The 18,577-nt window shown below is 49.9% G+C and carries 19 protein-coding genes; 6 read left to right on the forward strand and 13 right to left on the reverse strand.

Features of this window, described 5'->3' with window-relative positions; all coding sequences use genetic code 11:
* Positions 1-202: 202 nt before the first annotated feature.
* Positions 203-2,386 carry a DUF4954 family protein gene (locus tag ACEVG1_RS02440; RefSeq protein WP_374741966.1) on the forward strand — a complete coding sequence of 728 codons (2,184 nt, stop codon included), beginning with the start codon at positions 203-205 and terminating at the stop codon, positions 2,384-2,386.
* 52 nt (positions 2,387-2,438) lie between these two features.
* On the forward strand, positions 2,439-3,503 hold the full coding sequence (locus ACEVG1_RS02445; RefSeq protein WP_374741967.1) for a hypothetical protein: 1,065 nt from the start codon (positions 2,439-2,441) through the stop codon (positions 3,501-3,503).
* Here the strand turns inward: ACEVG1_RS02445 and ACEVG1_RS02450 are convergent.
* The 6 genes from ACEVG1_RS02450 to ACEVG1_RS02475 form a co-directional block, all read right to left on the reverse strand.
* Positions 3,497-4,375, reverse strand: coding sequence for an N-acetylmuramoyl-L-alanine amidase (locus ACEVG1_RS02450; protein WP_374741968.1), 879 nt, complete (start codon positions 4,373-4,375; stop codon positions 3,497-3,499). The genes ACEVG1_RS02445 and ACEVG1_RS02450 overlap by 7 nt on opposite strands.
* Before the next feature lie 8 nt (positions 4,376-4,383).
* Complete coding sequence (locus ACEVG1_RS02455; RefSeq protein ID WP_374741969.1) at positions 4,384-5,358, reverse strand: DUF3078 domain-containing protein; 975 nt, start codon at positions 5,356-5,358, stop codon at positions 4,384-4,386.
* Positions 5,359-5,406: 48 nt separating this feature from the next.
* The gene (locus ACEVG1_RS02460; RefSeq protein ID WP_374741970.1) at positions 5,407-6,153 is read right to left on the reverse strand and encodes a hypothetical protein; all 747 of its coding nucleotides are present in this window, start codon (positions 6,151-6,153) and stop codon (positions 5,407-5,409) included.
* 67 nt (positions 6,154-6,220) lie between these two features.
* On the reverse strand, positions 6,221-7,066 hold the full coding sequence (locus ACEVG1_RS02465) for a glucosaminidase domain-containing protein (RefSeq protein ID WP_374741971.1): 846 nt from the start codon (positions 7,064-7,066) through the stop codon (positions 6,221-6,223).
* Positions 7,063-7,752 carry a glucosaminidase domain-containing protein gene (locus tag ACEVG1_RS02470; protein WP_374741972.1) on the reverse strand — a complete coding sequence of 230 codons (690 nt, stop codon included), beginning with the start codon at positions 7,750-7,752 and terminating at the stop codon, positions 7,063-7,065. Before ACEVG1_RS02470 ends, ACEVG1_RS02465 begins: the two co-directional genes overlap by 4 nt.
* A 20-nt stretch (positions 7,753-7,772) precedes the next feature.
* Entirely contained in the window at positions 7,773-8,408 is a 636-nt protein-coding gene (locus ACEVG1_RS02475; RefSeq protein WP_374741973.1) for an O-methyltransferase, read from the reverse strand.
* A gap of 189 nt (positions 8,409-8,597) precedes the next feature.
* Here ACEVG1_RS02475 and ACEVG1_RS02480 point away from each other — a divergent pair, with 189 nt between their 5' ends.
* The 4 genes from ACEVG1_RS02480 (at position 8,598) to ACEVG1_RS02495 (ending at position 13,439) form a co-directional block, all read left to right on the forward strand.
* A complete protein-coding gene (locus ACEVG1_RS02480) occupies positions 8,598-9,683 on the forward strand; it encodes a DUF4407 domain-containing protein (protein WP_374741974.1) in 1,086 nt (361 codons plus the stop codon).
* Between the two features lie 98 nt (positions 9,684-9,781).
* Entirely contained in the window at positions 9,782-11,200 is a 1,419-nt protein-coding gene (locus tag ACEVG1_RS02485; RefSeq protein WP_374741975.1) for a sensor histidine kinase, read from the forward strand.
* Positions 11,201-11,258: 58 nt separating this feature from the next.
* Positions 11,259-11,951, forward strand: a complete 693-nt coding sequence (locus ACEVG1_RS02490) for a LytR/AlgR family response regulator transcription factor (protein WP_374741976.1) — start codon at positions 11,259-11,261, stop codon at positions 11,949-11,951.
* 138 nt (positions 11,952-12,089) lie between these two features.
* Entirely contained in the window at positions 12,090-13,439 is a 1,350-nt protein-coding gene (locus ACEVG1_RS02495; RefSeq protein ID WP_374741977.1) for a TolC family protein, read from the forward strand.
* Here ACEVG1_RS02495 and ACEVG1_RS02500 read toward each other — a convergent pair.
* The 7 genes from ACEVG1_RS02500 to ACEVG1_RS02530 form a co-directional block, all read right to left on the reverse strand.
* The gene (locus ACEVG1_RS02500) at positions 13,403-14,491 is read right to left on the reverse strand and encodes an ABC transporter ATP-binding protein (RefSeq protein ID WP_374741978.1); all 1,089 of its coding nucleotides are present in this window, start codon (positions 14,489-14,491) and stop codon (positions 13,403-13,405) included. The genes ACEVG1_RS02495 and ACEVG1_RS02500 overlap by 37 nt on opposite strands.
* Positions 14,492-14,690: 199 nt before the next feature.
* On the reverse strand, positions 14,691-15,596 hold the full coding sequence (locus ACEVG1_RS02505; protein WP_374741979.1) for an outer membrane beta-barrel protein: 906 nt from the start codon (positions 15,594-15,596) through the stop codon (positions 14,691-14,693).
* Between the two features lie 24 nt (positions 15,597-15,620).
* Complete coding sequence (locus ACEVG1_RS02510; RefSeq protein ID WP_374741980.1) at positions 15,621-16,427, reverse strand: hypothetical protein; 807 nt, start codon at positions 16,425-16,427, stop codon at positions 15,621-15,623.
* Positions 16,414-16,971, reverse strand: a complete 558-nt coding sequence (locus tag ACEVG1_RS02515; protein ID WP_374741981.1) for an RNA polymerase sigma factor — start codon at positions 16,969-16,971, stop codon at positions 16,414-16,416. The genes ACEVG1_RS02510 and ACEVG1_RS02515 overlap by 14 nt, the downstream gene beginning before the upstream one ends.
* 177 nt (positions 16,972-17,148) lie before the next feature.
* On the reverse strand, positions 17,149-17,499 hold the full coding sequence (locus tag ACEVG1_RS02520) for a nuclear transport factor 2 family protein (protein WP_374741982.1): 351 nt from the start codon (positions 17,497-17,499) through the stop codon (positions 17,149-17,151).
* A gap of 39 nt (positions 17,500-17,538) precedes the next feature.
* Complete coding sequence (locus ACEVG1_RS02525; protein ID WP_374741983.1) at positions 17,539-18,027, reverse strand: DUF4199 domain-containing protein; 489 nt, start codon at positions 18,025-18,027, stop codon at positions 17,539-17,541.
* Positions 18,028-18,078: 51 nt separating this feature from the next.
* Positions 18,079-18,516: a DUF1801 domain-containing protein gene (locus ACEVG1_RS02530; RefSeq protein WP_374741984.1), complete on the reverse strand. Its 438-nt coding sequence runs from the start codon at positions 18,514-18,516 to the stop codon at positions 18,079-18,081.
* Between the last annotated feature and the right edge of the window lie 61 nt (positions 18,517-18,577).

Here is an 18,577-nt window from a genome sequence, read left to right on the forward strand (position 1 = left end):
CCTACAAAAGCAATAGATGGTATAAAATCGTCGAATACGCTAAAAATGCCGCTTGACGGAAATCTGTCGTGCACCCGAAAGCTACACGCAATCGATTGATTAACGTTAAAAATGCTATTTTTGCGGCCAGCGCCTAGCCGATGGTAGCGAGTTTTTGGTGCTTTACCGATGTGCGGGCGAATACATGTATTATAAGTTGCCGATGATGACACCGAAGCGAAAGCCACTGGATACCTTGGGATATAACTTTGTCCCTGCCGAATACCTGCCGAATGGGAAAGATGAATACGAACTACGCGACAAGCAGCAATTGACGAGTTATACCTATCGACAGCTCGATACCGTAGAAATCGATTTGCTTATCCGCAACGGGAACTATGCTTCCAACTGGACAGATGTGTGGGTCACCGACCAATTTATACCCGACCAAGTGCAACGGTCTAAGTTTTATGGCCGCGTACGTATCGGCGATATGGAAGCTAGTTTTTTGGATTACCGCGATCTGCATCTACCCATCGGCATCTATAACAGTGTTGTGGTAAGCTGCGACATCGGTGGTTACAATGCCATCCACAACGTACGTTACATGGCCCATTTCATCCTTGGCGATGACGTGGTGTTATTCAATATCAACGAGATGGAGACAAGCAGTAATGCAAAATTCGGCAATGGTATCCTTAAGGATGGCGACCCCGAAAGCAGCTTGATCGCGTTGGAGTTATGCAATGAGAACGGCGGCCGTGCTGTGCTCCCGTTCGATGGGATGCAGGCCTCGGATGTGTATCTTTGGACACGCAACCGGCACGATGACCAGCTCCAAAAGCGGTTCCGCGAAATGGCACTGGCCCGGTTCGATACACGCAGAGGTTATTACAGTACCATCGGCCACCGTACGGTAGTCAAAAATACGGACACCATCAAGGATGTCCGTATTGGTACGGATGCCTATATCAAAGGAGTCAATAAGCTAAAGAATGTGACAGTCAACTCCATCGCAGGTGCTTATACGCAGATTGGCGAAGGATGTGAGTTGGTTAATGGCATCGTGGGCCACGGCTGCCGGATCTTCTATGGCGTTAAGGCGGTACGGTTTATCCTCTCGGCATTTTCACAGCTGAAGTATGGTGCACGCCTCATCAATTCGTTTTTGGGAGATAACAGCACCATTTCCTGCTGTGAAGTGCTCAACTCGCTCATCTTTCCAGCGCATGAGCAGCACCACAACAATTCTTTTCTCTGTGCGGCATTGGTGATGGGGCAGAGCAACATGGCTGCGGGTGCAACCGTGGGGTCTAACCACAACTCCCGTGCTGCCGATGGTGAAATCGTGGCCGGCCGGGGCTTCTGGCCGGGGCTCTGCGTAAGCCTGAAGCATAACTCGCGCTTCGCTTCCTATACCCTCATCGCCAAGGGCGACTTCATGCACGAACTGGACATCCGGTTACCCTTTGCTATGGTGAGCAACGATGTGCCAAACGACCGGTTGGTCGTCTTACCGGCCTATTGGTTTTTATACAATATGTATGCGCTGATGCGCAATAACACCAAATTCCTTAACCGCGACCGCCGCTCACTGAAAAACCAGTACTTTGAGTATGATGTGTTAGCACCGGATACTGTTAATGAAATGTTTGCAGCACTGCATGAAATAGAGGTGGCGGTGGGCCATACATTCTTTCCGCAGGCAACCGATACGGATGAGTGCGCCCAGCGTGGGCGTGACATCCTTGCCGATGATAACATCGATTTGAGCACCAAGGAAATTACGTTGGCGGGGGTGGAAAACTCCAAACGCCGCGTGGTGCTTATTAAGGTACGTGATGGGTACCGTATCTACCGGCGGATGATAGCCTATTATGGGGCCACGCAACTGAAACAGTATTTTGACACCCATACATTTCCACAATTCACGGAAGAATTCGGAACAGACCAAGCGTCTTACCAACGAGAGATGTTTGAAGATGTGGGGGGACAGCTCTTCCGGAAGCAGGACCTGAATGCATTGCTGAGCGATATCCGCGACGGTAGCCTTAACGATTGGGGAGCGGTGCACCAATGTTACCACCAGTTAAGCGATGCATACCCCGCGCACAAGTTCGGGCATGCGCTCGCATCACTGCTTGAGATAAACGGCATGCAACGAAGTGGATTGACACCCGCATTTATCCAGCAGGTGATTGGTGAGAGTACCGTTACCAAACAATGGATTTGCCAAGAAATCTATAAAACCCGGGCAAAGGATTACCAAAATAAGTTCCGGCAGATGGTCTATGAAAACGAAGCGGAACGGGATGCCGTGGTAGGTTCCTTGGCAGACAATACCTTTATCCATCAGCAGGCAATGGAATACGAGCGGTACGTTTCATCCATCCCACAAGTAAAATAGATGCTTCCCTTGAGGGCAACGGCGTATTGTTTTTTTGTGTTTATTTGCAGTGATGAACGCTGTACATGTACGTTGCCTGATTTTATTTCCTATCGGTTTAAGCCTGTTGTTGCTTTTCGGGGCCTGTCAACCTACAAATGGCGGCAGCCGTGCAGAAGGGGTAACCCACACTGCGGTGGCGGATGATCCTGTAAGCGTAGGTGTTGGCGAGCAGGCAGCCGTACATGTGCCGGTAGCCGACGAGTCAGCTTATGAAACGAAGCTCCAAGCCTTGGCCAACGGCGATACCACAGGACGCTGGCCCGTCGCCAACCAGCCGCAGCCACTACCGGGCGCCATATTGCCCCATAAGCGGATTATCGCCTTCTACGGTAACCTTTATTCGACGAGGATGGGTATATTGGGAGAACTGCCACCGGATGAAATGCTGGCCAAGCTCGACGATGAGGTAGCCAATTGGAATGCAGCTGACACGACTACGGAAGCAATTCCCGCGTTGCATTATATCGCGGTTACCGCACAGGGTAGTGCCGGGCGTGATGGAAAATACCGTGCCCGCATGCCGTTCAGCCAGATCGATTCTGTACTGCGGATTGCCGAAAAAAGAGATGCGCTCGTGTTCCTCGATATCCAAGTTGGGTTCAGCTCGCTGCAAGCGGAGCTCCCGCGGTTGGATACGTTCCTGCGGATGCCACATGTGCACCTCGGTATCGACCCGGAGTTTTCCATGAAAGATGACCTGCCTCCGGGAAAACGCATCGGTCATTTCACTGCGGACGACATTAATTTTGCTGCCGCCCACCTTGCCGAACTGGTACGCGCAAACAATTTGCCCCCCAAGGCGCTCGTGGTACATCGCTTTACACAGGGGATGGTGAGAGATTACGAGCAGATTGAGCTCCGACCGGAGGTGCAGTTGATAATCGATATGGACGGATGGGGTGCCCCTGCACTGAAGAAAAACACGTATCACACCTACGTTTTCCGCGAACCGGTACAGTTCACCGGATTCAAATTTTTCTACAAGAATGACCTGATACCGGCCCCGCACCGTATGATGAGGCTGGATGAGGTGCTTGCGTTAACGCCCCGGCCGATATATATCCAGTATCAATAGTTGAGATACAGGTTATATAGTACACACCGATCGTCGTCGGTAAGTACGGCATTTACTTCATGTTGGATGTAGTGCAATTTAAAGGCCCTAGTCGCTGCGTCTAGGTTGCTCGTGTCATACCCGATAATACGCAGGGCATCGACCGCATTGAAGTGCTCGGGCGGGGTGGCCAGTGAATCGCTCGGCCAGTAGCCAAACCCATTTTCAGCTAGCCGTTTCCAAGGAAAAAATGCACTGGGATCCACTTTTCGGGTAGGCGCTATATCCGAATGTGCTATGAAATTGGCTGTGGGGATATTATATTTCCTTTTCAGCGTATCGAGCACGTTGAGCAGGCTATGGATCTGCGCTTCGGAGAAAGGCTCGCTTCCATTGTTGTCGAGTTCAATACCCAGCGATACGGAGTTTAGGTCTGTCACGCTACCCCACTTACCGGCCCCGGCGTGCCAAGCCCTCACGTAGTCACTGAGCATCTGGTACACCTCCCCGTCGCGGCCGATTACATAGTGGGCGCTGACTTGTGCGTGTGGGACAGTAAACGTACGTAAAGTTTGTTGGAGGCTGTCTTGGGCCGTGTGATGAATCACCACGTAGTTGGGCTTCCGTAGATTGAAATGTATGGCCCCTACCCAGCGTGGGTGGTCTTTTGCCTGCGAGTCTTCCGAAATGAGTACCCTCCCCGATGTATCGTATGTGGTGACGAGCCGTGGCGTAGCATAGGGCAGTGGCTCCCGCATCTGCTCGGTGAGCGCTTTCAGCTGTTTTTTATAAATGCGGTTGGTCTCAGCGTACCGATTGGTACTGCATGCCGATAGCATCACTGCCGCGCCGATTAGCGACACGGCTCCCTGTATCGTGTACGTGCGTATCATCCATTGGGTTATTTCGGAAGCTTAAAGAGCAGCCCCAGTGCCAGTGTTTGGCTCGTTTGAATTTCGTCGTCCAGGCGGCTGTCATACAGTAGGATGCCACTGAGCGTTACATTGATGATTCGTGTAACGGAGGCTGTAAGTGTCGCGTCCAAGCGGTGCGATGGATCTCCAAGCTCCTCGTAGTTGGCAAACATGTTGTAGCGGCTTTTAAGATTAAGGTTACGCGCGATATTGCGGTCGAGATTGGCCGTAATCTGAAAAGCGAGGTCATTGCGGAAATTCTTATCCGATTCCACGCCAAATCGGGTAGCACCATTGCGAGGGACCAAACGTTCATCTAAAATAAAGGTTTGGCGGGCCGTACCTGTGCCGATCCGTAAGGAGAATGTATTATCGGGCTTGTATTCGATACCGAGCGATTCCGTTAAATAACCGGGGGCCATGAAGTTGGAAATCGTATCGGTAACGGTGCCGTCCGATCCATACGTCAAACCCATATCAAACTGGCTTTCGAACGTAAGCGACGTAAACAGCGACCAATGGTTGGAAACTTTAAGTGAAAGTTTATTGTCCCAAAACACGCGGTCATTATTCTTACGGGGTTGTTGATCTTTGTTTTTCTGTTTCCCGTATTGCATGAGGAGCTCCGTGACGAAGTTGGTATTATTGCGCGTATAATCGGATTTGTGGTTGAGCAGAAGACCAACAGAGATGGAGTTGACCCCACCCCCGGTCCAATTGTCGCTGAATGACGATTGGTTGGCATTGATGCCGAACGACGACCAATGCCGCCAATAGATAACCTTCAGGTCCAGTGCCGATATGGGCAAGGTTATGGGGCGTATGTCAAGTTCAGGTTTTTCAACCTTCAGACTGTTGGAATCGGGTTTATGCCGCAACTCGTCGATATCATAAGTTTGGGCACTGGCCAATGGCACCCAACCCCATAGGATAATCAGCAAAAAGTAAAACTGTCGTCTCATATCTGGCGCTAAAATAACAAATATCGTGCTGTTTTTCCACAAGCTACTTTATTTCTCGGCAGTCGGAAGCGGCGGCAACCTATGGGCGGCTGGATTTTGCCGGTAACGGGCCAGCGACGAACGGATGTAGAATGCGAGATTATAGTCGTTTGCACTGAGTATGAAGAAATATGAAGGGCGGTACTGCCGCATGAAATCAACCAGAAGTTCTCCCCGCAGGCCCGTCACGCTACTTACCAGATCAGGTGTAAATCGGTAGTCGATAACAGACTCGCGGTAGTCGCGCTCGATGATTTCCTGGAGCCTGCGCGAATTTTTGCCCTCCCGGCTCATGAGTTTATATAGCGCATCGATACTCAACCCCGCCCCCGTGGGCCCCGTAGAGAAAATAGAACCTGCATTTCCCTTCGAGTACGCGGTACTGTATTCTCGCTTGTTCTCCTCGAGGCGTTCCTCAGGGCTGCGCCTTGCTATCACAGACACTTCATCCAGCCATATCGTAGCGCGCGCCATATGGAAGAGCACCACCGTCTTGTCGGATACGGTGAGGGTATCTGGGTGATATCCCTTAGCCGCGGCGATGAGGATATCGCCAGGTGATGCATCGATGGTAAACTCTCCCCGCGTATTGTTGTAGCCGCCGTGGTCATTTGCCGTATTGTATACGTATACCTGTGAAATCCGCTGGTTGGTATGGGTGTCAAATACAATCCCCTGAATGGTTGTTTGCGCGGCAGCAAAATGGCCCCACGTACCTAGCAGTAGCCCACAAAGAAAAATACCGATATGTTTCACTGTCGTAAAACTACGGCTAAGTTTGCAGTCGGCGAAAAAATTAACATCATTTAGCAACTACGATACGTTATTGTGACACCAGAATCAGCTGGCCGACGAAGAGCGATTGCGTTTTGAGCCCGTTGAGATCCATCAGCTCGGCGGTTTCCATTCCATATTTGCGGGCGATAGCTGCGAGGGTATCCCCCTGTTTTACCTCATGGATGTCTATGCGTACGGGTGCTTTGGTTTGGGCTATCGGGGCTTCTTCTGCTTTATTTTCCACGATTTCCGTTTGCACTACCGCCTCCCGTTGGATCTTTTCATCGCGAGTTTCCGGTCGGTCGTATTGGTACAGCTGGTATCGTTCGATAAGACTGATCAACAGGTCGGCATACTTGGGATTGGTGGCATATCCTGCTGCCTTGAGTCCCCGCGCCCATCCTTTATAGTCGTCCTTGTCAAGCTCGAACAGTGCGGCATAGCGCTTTCGCAGGAGAAACTGCGAGTGGTCATGGAAGGAATCTTCCGCCCGTTTGTATACACGGAAGCAATCATTGCGCTGGTCGTCGTCGTGATAGGTTTTCCCCCCACTCCACTCGGGTGTGCATTTGATGCCGAAATGGTTATTGGCTTGCCGGGCAAGCGTACTGTTACCGTTGCCCGATTCGAGCAGCGCCTGGGCAAGTTTGATGCTGGCAGGTATACCGTACTCTTCCATCTCGGCAATGGCGATGTCTTTGTACTGCTCAATATAGGTTAATCCCGATAGGCTGGTAGTGAGTTTGGGGGGCGGAGTAGCCTCTTCGTGCTTATGCGGGCGGTGGGCCGGTTGCTCCCGCTTGGTTATACGCGGGTTCTGAAGCACATCTTGCTTGGAAAGGCATGATGAGAGCGATATAGCCGCCAAGAATGCATATAAGCATCTTTTCATTGCAAAATCAATTGTTGGCCTATACGTAACCGCGAGCTGGTAAGTCCATTTTCCCGCTGGATAGCCCGCACGGTTGTACCGTACTCGCGTGCCAGATCATACAAGGTATCCCCCTTTTTTACCGTGTACCATGTCACCTCGGCCGGAGTCTCTGCAACAGCCAATACGGTATCGGATTCGGGTTTTTCGTCCAGTTCGTCGAGGCTGTACTTACGGATCATGCCGATTACCTTTGATGACCAGGATGGACTTTGGGCGTAACCCGACCGGGCAATGCCCTGTGCCCATTTCCTGTATTCGTGAGCCTTATAGAGGTCAAATAGCTTTTCGGTGCTTTCACGTCGTTTGAGGAAATCGATGAAATCTTGGTACGATTCCTCTACCGATTCGTAGCCTTTGTAAGCCGAGCGGATTTCCTTGCTATTGTTGGGGCCTTTGATTCCGAAATGATTATTGAGATACCGAGCTATTCTGCTGTTTCCGTGGGCACTTTCGTGCATGGCAACCGCCAATATGATGCTGGCGGGGCAACCGTATTCTTCCATGTACTGGATGGCCGTGGCTTTATGCTGTTCTATATATGCCTGGGGTGTAATCTGCTGGGCCATGGTCCGGGCAATAAAAACGGCAATAAAAAGAGAGGTTAGGCATAAGGTGATTACAGTAGTTTTGTTCGTTACGTTCATTCCTCATGATTTTTGCCCCTTCATCGTTTCCGCAACAGGAAAAGCCCGTCGCGAATGGGGAGAATTAACTTATCTATGCGTTCATCGTTGGCAAGTTGATGATTTAGTGCGGCAATCTGTTGGGTTTGGTTGTCGTTGGCCGCTGCAACCACTTTTCCTTTCCAAAGTACGTTATCGATCAAGATTAAACCACCGGGGCGGCTTTTTTCAAGGGCGAGCTCATAGTAGGTGCCGTTGTTTTTCTTATCGGCATCGATAAACACCAGGTCGAACGGCCCAGCTATCGTAGGGATGATCGCGGTGGCATCGCCGATGTGGTAATGGATGCTATCGTTGAAATCGGACAGCGCGAAGTATTCGCGTACGCGGTCTTCGAGCTCTACGTTGTTGTCGATCGTGTGGATCTCGCCCGTTGTTGCAAGCCCTTCTGCCAGGCATAGCGTGGCGTACCCTGTGAAAGTGCCTACTTCAAGTATTTTCGTTGGCGACACGAGCTTGCTCAGGAAGGCCAACAGGCGACCCTGGTAGTGGCCTGAAAGCATATGCGGCGCCGTTTCCTTTAAGTAGGTTTCCCTGTTTATGCGCTGTAGGAGCGTTGGCTCTGTGTCGCATGTTTGCTCCAAGTAGCCCGTCAATATGTTGTCGAACATATCCATCGCCGACAAAAGTACGGAACATGAGTGAAAGTAGAAAGCCCCGTGTTTCGTCCCGTAATTAAGCACTTTCGTCCCTCGGTGTCTCTGCTCCGTCCCTAAGTCCCTATCTTTGCCGCCATAACAATTGGAGGGCGTAACAATTTGGCTTTCAGGTTGTCTTAAGTCTATATAGCGATATCGGGAAAGCAAATGGAGAAACTGACGCAATTTTTTTGGTGGTGCAGCGGTGTCCATCAATCCACACTGGCTAAATACCCCGCCGAGCATAGCAAGTATGTGGGCATTGGGGCAACGATTTTTTTCACAGGGTTTTTTGCCGCCCTGTCGGGTGGATATGCCCTGTATTTTGTGTTCAGTGGCGACGGTGGTGCCATCGGTTACGCCGTGCTTTTCGGATTGCTATGGGGACTGGCGATTTTCAATATGGACCGTTATATCGTGTCGAGCATCAATAAGAATGCATCCGGCTCCAAACAGTTCTTACAAGCTACCCCACGTATCCTGTTGGCGATTCTTATCGGTATTGTTATTGCCCGTCCACTGGAAATCAAGGTATTCGATAAGGAAATCCGCGACCAGCTGCGGGTTACCTACCTCGATCGGCAACGGGCAAGCATCGATACCCTCAATCGTGCATTCGATAGTAAATACACCATTGAGTTGGCCAAAATTGACGAATTGAAAACGGAGCGGGATTCACTTGAGGCAACTATCAAAGCTGACCGTGTGAAGCTCAAGATGGAGACCTTTGGTGAAAAAAGTATAGAAACATCGGGTATCGTGGGGTATGGGCCCTATGCCAAGCAACGGCAGGCCGAATTGGAAAAGCAAGAACAGCACCTGGACACGTTGCGGTCGGCTATCGCGGGACAGGAAGCCTTCATCGGGCAACGCAAGCAATTCGAAGGATTGATGGATGCCCAGTTACTCACCGGGGCGCAAATGGATAGCGCTGTAAACCGGGCAGGGTTTGCCGACCGAAATGCTGCGTTGGGCGACTTGAAGTATTATCCCGACGGAAGCGTCAACAGTTCGAACTATTGGTCGATAACCTTCATTATGCTACTTTTCATTTTTTTCGAATGCTTGCCTGTATTTGTTAAGTTAATGAGCGCCCGCGATGCTTATGATGTCGCGCTGAAAGACCAACAGGTGACTGATGTCCATCGTTCGGGCAGGGATCGTGATTCAGAGATAGCTATTATGGATGGGGTGTATGATACCAAGGTACAGCAGGGCATCGAACGGCAAAAGGCACAATTGTGGGAAGGGTAACACTCCGAATCCCATTCATCCCCACTTTTCCTGTTTTCATCCCATTTTATTGTCCCATCTCGGCCATTTGGCGTTCTTTGTCGGAAAAGCATTAAACTATGAAGCTGAATCGTATTGAAATTATCTTGGCCACGGGCATTTACGCATTTGCAATCGTGCTCATCTTTAGCAATCAAGGCGGCGCCTGGGGCACACGCGACGCCGTTTCGTTGATGGGCTATGCTACTGTCATATACGGAGCGTATGTGGCATTCACGCAGTGGATTTCGTCGGCATTTTTCAAGGAACGGAAAATCGATCTGGGTATTGCATTTACGTTATTGCTCTTCTTTTTGGTTTGGTTGGGGCTCACCACCTGTGTTTGGGTACGCGATTACCACCGGTGGGGTGATGGGGAGTTCGTCATCCACCTCAAACGCGGTGAATCGCTGGGTGGCGCATTGCTTGTGTTCCTGCTGCTTTTTGTCTACGAAGGTATTAAGCGCCTCATCCGGTACTTGCAGGAAAATCATAATACGTTCGGTACGCGTATTGCCAAGGAAAGTTTGGTGGTGCTGGGCGGCGGGGCATTGGTTTTTATGATGTTGATGGCTATTGAGCAAGACCTTGCCGTACTCTGGCTGAGTTTGGTGCCCTATGCCTATCTTATTTTTGCATTGAATGTATACGGGTTGTTGCCGTTGAAAGAGAAACGGAGATATACGTTCTCAATGTACCTGCTTTTAGCCTTGGGGCTATCGTTTGTTGCTTTTGTGCCATTTGGGTTGTTTTTTTTGAACGTCACCGGGTCGGCAGGGCCTTTATATTTCGTCATGTGGATTTGCGCCAACCTCACCATGCTACCGCTCGCCAATTTCGTATACCAGCGGCAGAAGGAACGCATCGGTCAACTGGTAAATCTCCAAACCGAACTTGGACAGACATCGGCCGGGCTGAGCTTCCTACGGTCACAGATCAACCCACATTTCCTGTTCAATATTCTTAACACCCTATATGGAACCGCGCTACAGGAAGATGCCGAGCGTACGTCCACAGGTATCCAGAAATTGGGGGATATGATGCGTTTCATGCTCCACGAGAACAACCAAGACCGCATCCTGTTGGCCCGGGAGATTGAATACCTCCGCAACTACATCGACCTCCAGTTGTTGCGTACCGCCACATCTCCCGAGATCACTGTGGAATGTGATATCAAGGATGCGTTAGAGAGTACTTATATTGCGCCGATGCTGCTCATCCCGTTTGTGGAAAACGCGTTTAAACATGGTGTCAGCTTGAACGAGAAATCGTGGATCAAGGTTAGCCTCTATGAATCAGATGGGGAGTTGTATTTCGATGTGCACAACAGTATCCACCGCAAACCGGAGTCCGACCCGGAACGGCGCCATTCAGGCGTTGGGCTGGAGAACGTAAAACAACGCTTGGTTGTACTTTATCCAGACCGGCATGAGCTGGTGATCCGCGAAACCACCCAGGAGTATTTTGTGCACCTAACCATAACATTGCAACCAAGATGAAACGCATCGTACGCCAACGATTTGGCCAGTTCTCATAAACTTAGTATCTTGGGTCCCGATGATTACTGCCATTGCTATAGACGACGAACCCATAGCGCTTGATGTGGTGCGTAGCCACGCAGCCAAGGTGCCTTTTCTGGATCTACAAGCTACGTTTACCAATGCGTTCGAAGCGATGGACTATTTGCGGCAATACCCGGTGGATTTGCTTTTCCTCGATATCAAGATGCCTGATATCTCGGGGATCGAGTTTTTCAAGAGTCTAAGTAGGAAGCCACTCGTTGTTTTTACCACGGCTTACTCTGAACATGCCGTAGCAGGCTTTGAATTGGATGCCGTGGATTACTTGCTCAAGCCTTTCTCGTTACCGCGATTCCTGAAGGCGTGCAATAGAGCACAGGAATGGCTGGAGCTACGTGGCAAGGATATCAAACCGGCGTGTCTCTTCGTCAAAACCGGTTATGATCAAGTCAAAATCGATTTCGATACCATCGACTACCTCGAAGCGACCGGCAATTATGTCAACTTTGTGCTCGGCGATAACCACGTGCTGAGCCGCATGACGATTACCGAATGCGAAGCATTGTTGCCCGTCGACCGTTTCGTGCGTATCCATCGTTCGTTTATTGCGGCTATCAACAAAGTGCAGAAAATCGAGCGGCACCAACTTGCCATCAACGGGAGCATATTGCCCATCGGCGCATCGTATATGGGTGCGGTGAAGCAATTGACGCCGAAACAATCGATTTGACCAATTGTCCGTTTTCGAACACTTACTGCCCGATATCGAACAGCGATGGAAGTATGTTCTTTTTCAAGCAGCTTATAGTCATGCGATTGCGGTTTTGGCGCAAACAATGTTTGCATTATGCCAAAACGAAATAAAGACATGTTTTTACCGATACGTTATATCGTCTGTTTGTTTGCGGCCATTGGTGCGGCTGCCATGCAGGTCAACGCGCAAAGTATGCTCACCCCCGATACGCTTACCTTGGAGCGGAGCATCACCCTCGCCCTGACACATAATCGTAATGTACAGCAGAGTCGCTTGCTGGCCGAACATCAAGCCATCAACTTACGGCAGACCAAACAGAACCTATTGCCATCGCTGGAAGCGGGTATGGGCCACAGCTACAGCCAGGGCCGGTTTATCAACCCGACGACGAACCAATACGTGGAAGAGAATTTCATTTCAGGAAACCAGCATGTTAGTAGCTCGTTGATTTTATTTGACGGGTTACGAATGTTTCACAACATTACGCAGCAGGCCCATGCGTACCGCGCTACCCAATTGGAGGAAAAGCTGACGGAAGAACAGGTGGCACTGGATGTCACCGCGGCGTACATCAATGTGCTTACCGCAAAGGATATTGTGGCGCAGATCGATAGCCAGGTGGCGGTAACCCAACGGCAGGTAGAGCGTAGTACGGCACTTTTCGATGAAGGAGCAATTGCCCCGGGAGATTACTACGACCTCAAAGGGCAATACGCCAGCGACCTTAATAGCCTGAATACGGCGGAGAATACCTTGAGTGAGAATTTGCTGAGCTTATTCCGGCTGTTGAACCTACCCTATGACGAACGCGTATCACTTGCGCCGTTACAGGAATTGCCCCTGCCGAAGGCTCCCGTACCGGATGCCCAAGCCCTTTACCAAACGGCCTCCGAACGGTTGGGTATTGTCAAAGCTACGGACCATTGGCAACAGCAGGCAAAATTTTCGTTGAAAGCAGCCCGGTCGTCGTATCTCCCCACCTTATCGTTGGGCGCGGGGTTGTCTAGTAACTATTCGAAAGACGGCATGGGTAGTTATTATACCCAAATGCAGAACAACCTAGGTCGCTCGGTGGCGTTTTCACTTTCGATCCCCATTTTCTCACGATTTCAGGTGCGGAACAACGTGGCCCGGGCAAAGCTCAATGTGTTGGATGCCGAACAGGTAGCCCAGTCCCGTCGCCACGAACTGCAACAAACCGCCCATCAAGTACTCTTCAACTTGGAGGCGGCCAAGGAACGGTATAAGAACCTCTTAGAACAGGTTATCCACTATACGGAGTCGTTCCGCATCGCCGAAGTACGGTTCAATGCCGGGGCAATCAACTCCGTAGATTTTCTCTTTGCCAAAAACAAAATGGACAATGCCAATGCAAACCTGGTCATTGCGCGCTACCAATGGCATCTTCGGCAGCGTATTGTAGATTACTACAATGGGGAATTGCTGATCGGTGCAGCAAACTGACCTGGAAGTGGGTGGAAATGGTTAACCCCGACATGCACCTGCATACCGCTATCGAAGTTGGCGTTCGCATCGGCGATGACATGCAGCGCAATGGCTTCATGCCGTACGGTGACTAGCTGATAGAATCCTTTAAATTGGATGTCTTGCACACTAAATAGGCCTCGCTCGCTTTCGGTAATTGACAGCCACTCGGGATGGATGGCCATCGCTGTATGGGTATCTATATCCAGTAGTTGGGCCTCCGTCGCTTCGAGGATATTGCTTTTAGCTAGCAATCGCGCGGTATATGCATTTGGCGGCTGTTGGTACAGCTGCGTCGGCTGGCCTGTCGCCATCAACCTGCCGCCTTTCAACACAATCAATTCGTTGGCCATGGAAAGCACTTCGGCTGGGTCGTGCGATACGAGCACCACGGTGAGCCCGGTTTCTTCTACAATATTACGGATATCCCATTGCAGGGTTTCCCTGAACGAAGCATCCACCTGATTGAAGGGCTCATCCATGAGGAGTACTTCGGGGCTATTCACCAGTGCCCGAGCCAGCGCTACGCGTTGTTTTTCGCCACCACTCAGGTCGGCGATGCGCTGCTTGGCCAAGTGGTCGATTCGCAGGCGGCGCAGGCTGGCCGCCGTTTCCCGGTGTTTACCGTCGAGGTCAGTATTGGACAGTTGAGATGCCACATTGTCCCACACGTTGGCGTAGGTGTTGAGGTCGTCAAACCCCTGCGATACCATACGCATAGCCTCGTGGCCGGGGATGAGTTTTTCGCGCGGGCCCGGCACCCGCCAGCCGCGGTAACGGACTTCACCGTTGTCCGGCTCCAGCAACCCATAGATGAGTTTGAGTAGCGTACTCTTGCCGCTGCCACTCTCACCGATAATGGCGGTGGTTTTCCCTTCGGGAATACCGAAAGAAACGTCGGCGATGGCGACAATTGGTTCCTTGCCGGCGAAAGCACGGCTTATACGGTCACCATGGATCAACGGCAGGCCTATACGCTGTACATCATTCGGTACCGAACAGGAAGGAACATTTGTAGAGGGTATCGCCATAAATAAAGGAGGGTATTCAAAAAAGGATAGGGAACACAGATGAAACGGATTGAGCAGCTTAACACGGGTTTCTTATTGTTTGTAATCAATGTATTTGAAATATTAATCTGTGAGCATCCGTTTCATCAGTGTTATCCGCGTTCTATTTTATCTCGTTTTATACGCCCTCTGCAAAATTACGAAATATAACGCAATGATTTTAAAATCCGAGCGTCAAGCCGAAGGCCATGGTTTGCAAGCCAGCTTGGTTCGGACTGTTCTCGAACAGGTCATTGAAGTAGTATTTGGCATAGATGCCGAATGAACCCACGCCGAAGCGAGCGAAGGCACCGTAGCGGAATTGGGTGAAGTTATAATCGTCTTTGAACTTCTGCTTGCCCAATTCGTCGCTTTTGAACCGTTGCGTCCCTTTGAGCAGAAAGCCGCCTTCGGGCCCGAATGCAAACCGCAACCGGCCCAAGCCACTGTAATGTTTGCTCCGTAACTCGAAGGTAAGCGGCAGCCGAAGGTAGGTGGAAGTGAGCCGGTTTTTGGAGTAGTCTATGGTAGATTGCTCCCACGTAAGTGGTGTGGTGTTTTCTAAGAAATCGATGTCTTCTCGCAGTCGGATATAGGTCCAGTCGAACCCTGCCGAAAGGAAGAGACGGAAATTATCATTGAAGCGATAGCCCGCCTGCAGCAGGTCGAAACCGAAATTGACCGTTTTGCCAGGGCGGTACTTGAAATCGCGGTTGTTGCCGGATAGCGTGAAACTGCCGTTATCCATCAGTTTGACCAAGCCGAGGTCGATCCGCGAGAACGTAATGCCATAGATGGGATGTGACTTCCTGGTACGCTCCACGGTTACTTTTACGTCACCGCTGTCCTTATCACCTTTTTCGTACTCGTACGTTTTTTCTGATTTCTCGATGGTGATGACACCTTCATCTTTCCCGGGGATGGTGATACGTACTTTCCGCCGCTCCCCGGTTTCTACATCTTCCATAATGACCGTATCCATGGCGGTGCGATGGTTTACCCGGAGGGTATCCGTTTTCTTTTTTTCCTGTGCGGTCGCCGTCAGCAAGGCGGTGCAGCATAATAGGGTAAGGATCATGTATTTCATGTTGACTTTATATTAAAGGGTGAATTACTTTATTCGCTTTTTCTTGTTTTTTGCTAGGCTGAAATTAAAGTCGAGCTTCAACGAACCTTCGCCGTCGTTGGAGAACGTAATTAGCTTCTCGTCGCGCTGATCGACCGCGCCCACTACATAGTTCAGGATGTTGCTTACCCCAAAGGGTTGTTTCGATGCTTCCACTGCGGCCAACAAAGTTTCTTCCTCTTCCTCCATTATTACAGGTGGCTGGATATCAGGTACGGTCGCCGCTATCGCTTCCTCACTTACTGGCTGGTTTGCTGAGGGTGGTGTAGCCTGCTCATTGTTTTTTGCAAATACCTGTGTGGGCGAAGCGGTCTCTTCGGTAATCACGGGCTGGCTATCGGCGGCTTCGGCAGGCCGATTGGCAGGCGGCGTCTCGGCCATCTGTATTTCCTGTTTGCTTTCGTTTTTCGGCGTTCGGTTTCGCTTGGCGAACAGTTGTTTCAGCCGATCCATGTCTAATGGTTCTACCGCCGCAGCGGGCTCATGAGCAGGTTCTTCAATAGCCGGGGCATCTGCTTCTTCCTCCTGCGCTACCGGGTTTTGGAGGTAGGTTACTTCTACCGGGCGGTTATACCAATACACGAAGCCACAAACCACCAGTACACTCGCGGCAACCGATATCCATCGGATAGGAAACCGGCGTTGTTGTTTTATTGGAACGATGTTGCTTTGCTCCTGTTCGTCGAGCTTTGAGGCAATCTTATCCCACAGGCCACTAGGAACCCCGGGGCGGAAGCTTTCGAACTTACCCGCTAACTGCCTGTCAAATTCGTTTTTCTTATTTGGATTCATGAATCCCTCCTTCTAGTTGTTTTATCCGTTGTTTCAGCCACGCACGCGCCCTGGACAATTGTGACTTGGACGCACTTTCACTGACTTGCAGTGATTGGGCTATTTCCTTATGTGAGAATCCTTCTACCGCATACATATTGAATACCACCCGGTAGCCATCGGGAAGCGCCTGTATTAGCCGCAGCAGGTCCTCGCATTCCAAGTTGTCCATCGCAAACGTCTGCTGTACATCGTCGTACTCTTCGTTCAGCTCCACTTGTTGTCCGCTGCGCATGTTCCGACGGTATGCTTCGATGGCCGTGTTAACAATGACGCGCCGTATCCATCCTTCAAAGGAGCCGTCGCCCCGGTAGCTTCCGAGGTTGCTAAACACCTTGATGAAGCCAGCCTGCAACATGTCTTCCGCCTCGAATGTACTGTTGGCGTAGCGCATGCATACCCCAAGCATTTTCGATGCCAATGCGTTGTACAGTTGCTCCTGAGCCTGCCGGCTGCCGCCTTTGCAGCCTTCATACAAACTTTCTATCGTAACCGTTCGCTCCAATTCGGGTGTGTTTATTACTATGATGGTAATATCGATAAAAAGGTTGCACGGCAGGAAGGTTTTTTTTCGGCCGTCGTGTTTAGGAGTGCTGATCGCTTTTCCCCTTATAGGTGCGGTCGTTTGCAGTGATGGCTACTAACCAGCGGTAACTTAGGCGATTGATATCCGTACTTGGGGTTATTTGTTAAACATTAAGTACGAAGTCAACTTGCTTATTTTTCCGTTTGTAAAATGAAATACATCACAGAAAACAGCATTAATTCCGCTGCCGTCTTGCATTTTTGCTTTTACAGTCCCTTCGGCAATGACGATGTTTCCTTCTTCCACGAGCCGGGTTATAGTGATGTCAGGATGCCCGTCAGCATGGGGATGTTCGATTTCTTCATCAAACGCCGCTTTGCCACGATGTAGATAAAATCCGGGCATTTCCCACACCACGTCGTCCGTTAAACACGATAATATTTTTTCGTGGTCGGAAGCACGGAACCCATCCATGTATTTTTCTACGATTTGTTTTTGTCTGCTCATATTGTTGTCGGGGTCAACTTATTTTTGACCTCCTAGTGGTCAACCCTTACTTTTTGTTCTGATAAAAATCATGGCAATGGCGGTCGTTACCACCCCGAAAACAAAGGCAAAAACGGTCGAGTTGATTGCATAGTTTTTGTAATTGAAATGTGCCTCTGCTTCCGCAGTCGTTTTATAATAACCCAATTCCACAGAACGTTTGATTACATTTGGAAAATATTCGGGTGTAATCACATAAGAAGTAATCCATTGTGTAAGCGGACTCAATAGCGCGATGAAGGCCGAGAGTAAGATGCCCGAAACTAATCCTTGTGTGTAGCTTATTTGTGCGCTATAGAAATTTTTCTTCTTGTCTTCCAACGCCAGGACCATAAACCATATGGCGGGTATAGCAAAGAGATTGGTAAGATAGAGGTGATAGTCAATATATTTTCCGTGCAGTCCGCACAGTTTTTCTAGCAACATCCATACTAAGGTCATTAGGGTGAAATATATTGCCCATTTGATTTCGATTTTTAAGTTTCCCATCGTTCGTTTGTTTTCCTTCAGTATTTTTTGAGTGCATCCCTAATGATGCGGTTATTTTACCTTACACGAACATTCGTGATGCTCGCCGATGTACTTAATGGATTCCTTGCAGAGCTCCTGTAAAGCTGGGATATGGATGTCAGCAAGTTTTTTCACATAAATGCATGCTTTGCTCATTTTATATTTTCCGAGGTTGGTTAATGCTAATTTACTTTTTTCGGTATCGGAATAGATATAGAGCGAAAATGCGGCCTTTCTTGGAGAAAACCCCAAAACGGGGGCATCACCTTCATGTCCGCTTTTGTATTTGTAATGGTAATTGCCAAAACCGATAATGGATGGTCCCCACATTTTGGGCTCACAGCCTGTGATATCCTGCATGATTTTCAGGAGTTCAAAGCTATCTTGCCGCTTCTGATCGGTGTCGGCAAAGGCATTGATGAATTCGTGAACGTCTGCCGATGTATAGTTGGTTTTGTTTTTTGCCATAACGGGCTACTTAATTGACACCTACCACAAATATATGCAATGTGTTCGGTATGCAAGATAG

The organism is Parapedobacter sp. 2B3 (genome assembly GCF_041925275.1).
Taxonomy (GTDB): Bacteria; Bacteroidota; Bacteroidia; order Sphingobacteriales; family Sphingobacteriaceae; genus Parapedobacter; species Parapedobacter pyrenivorans_A.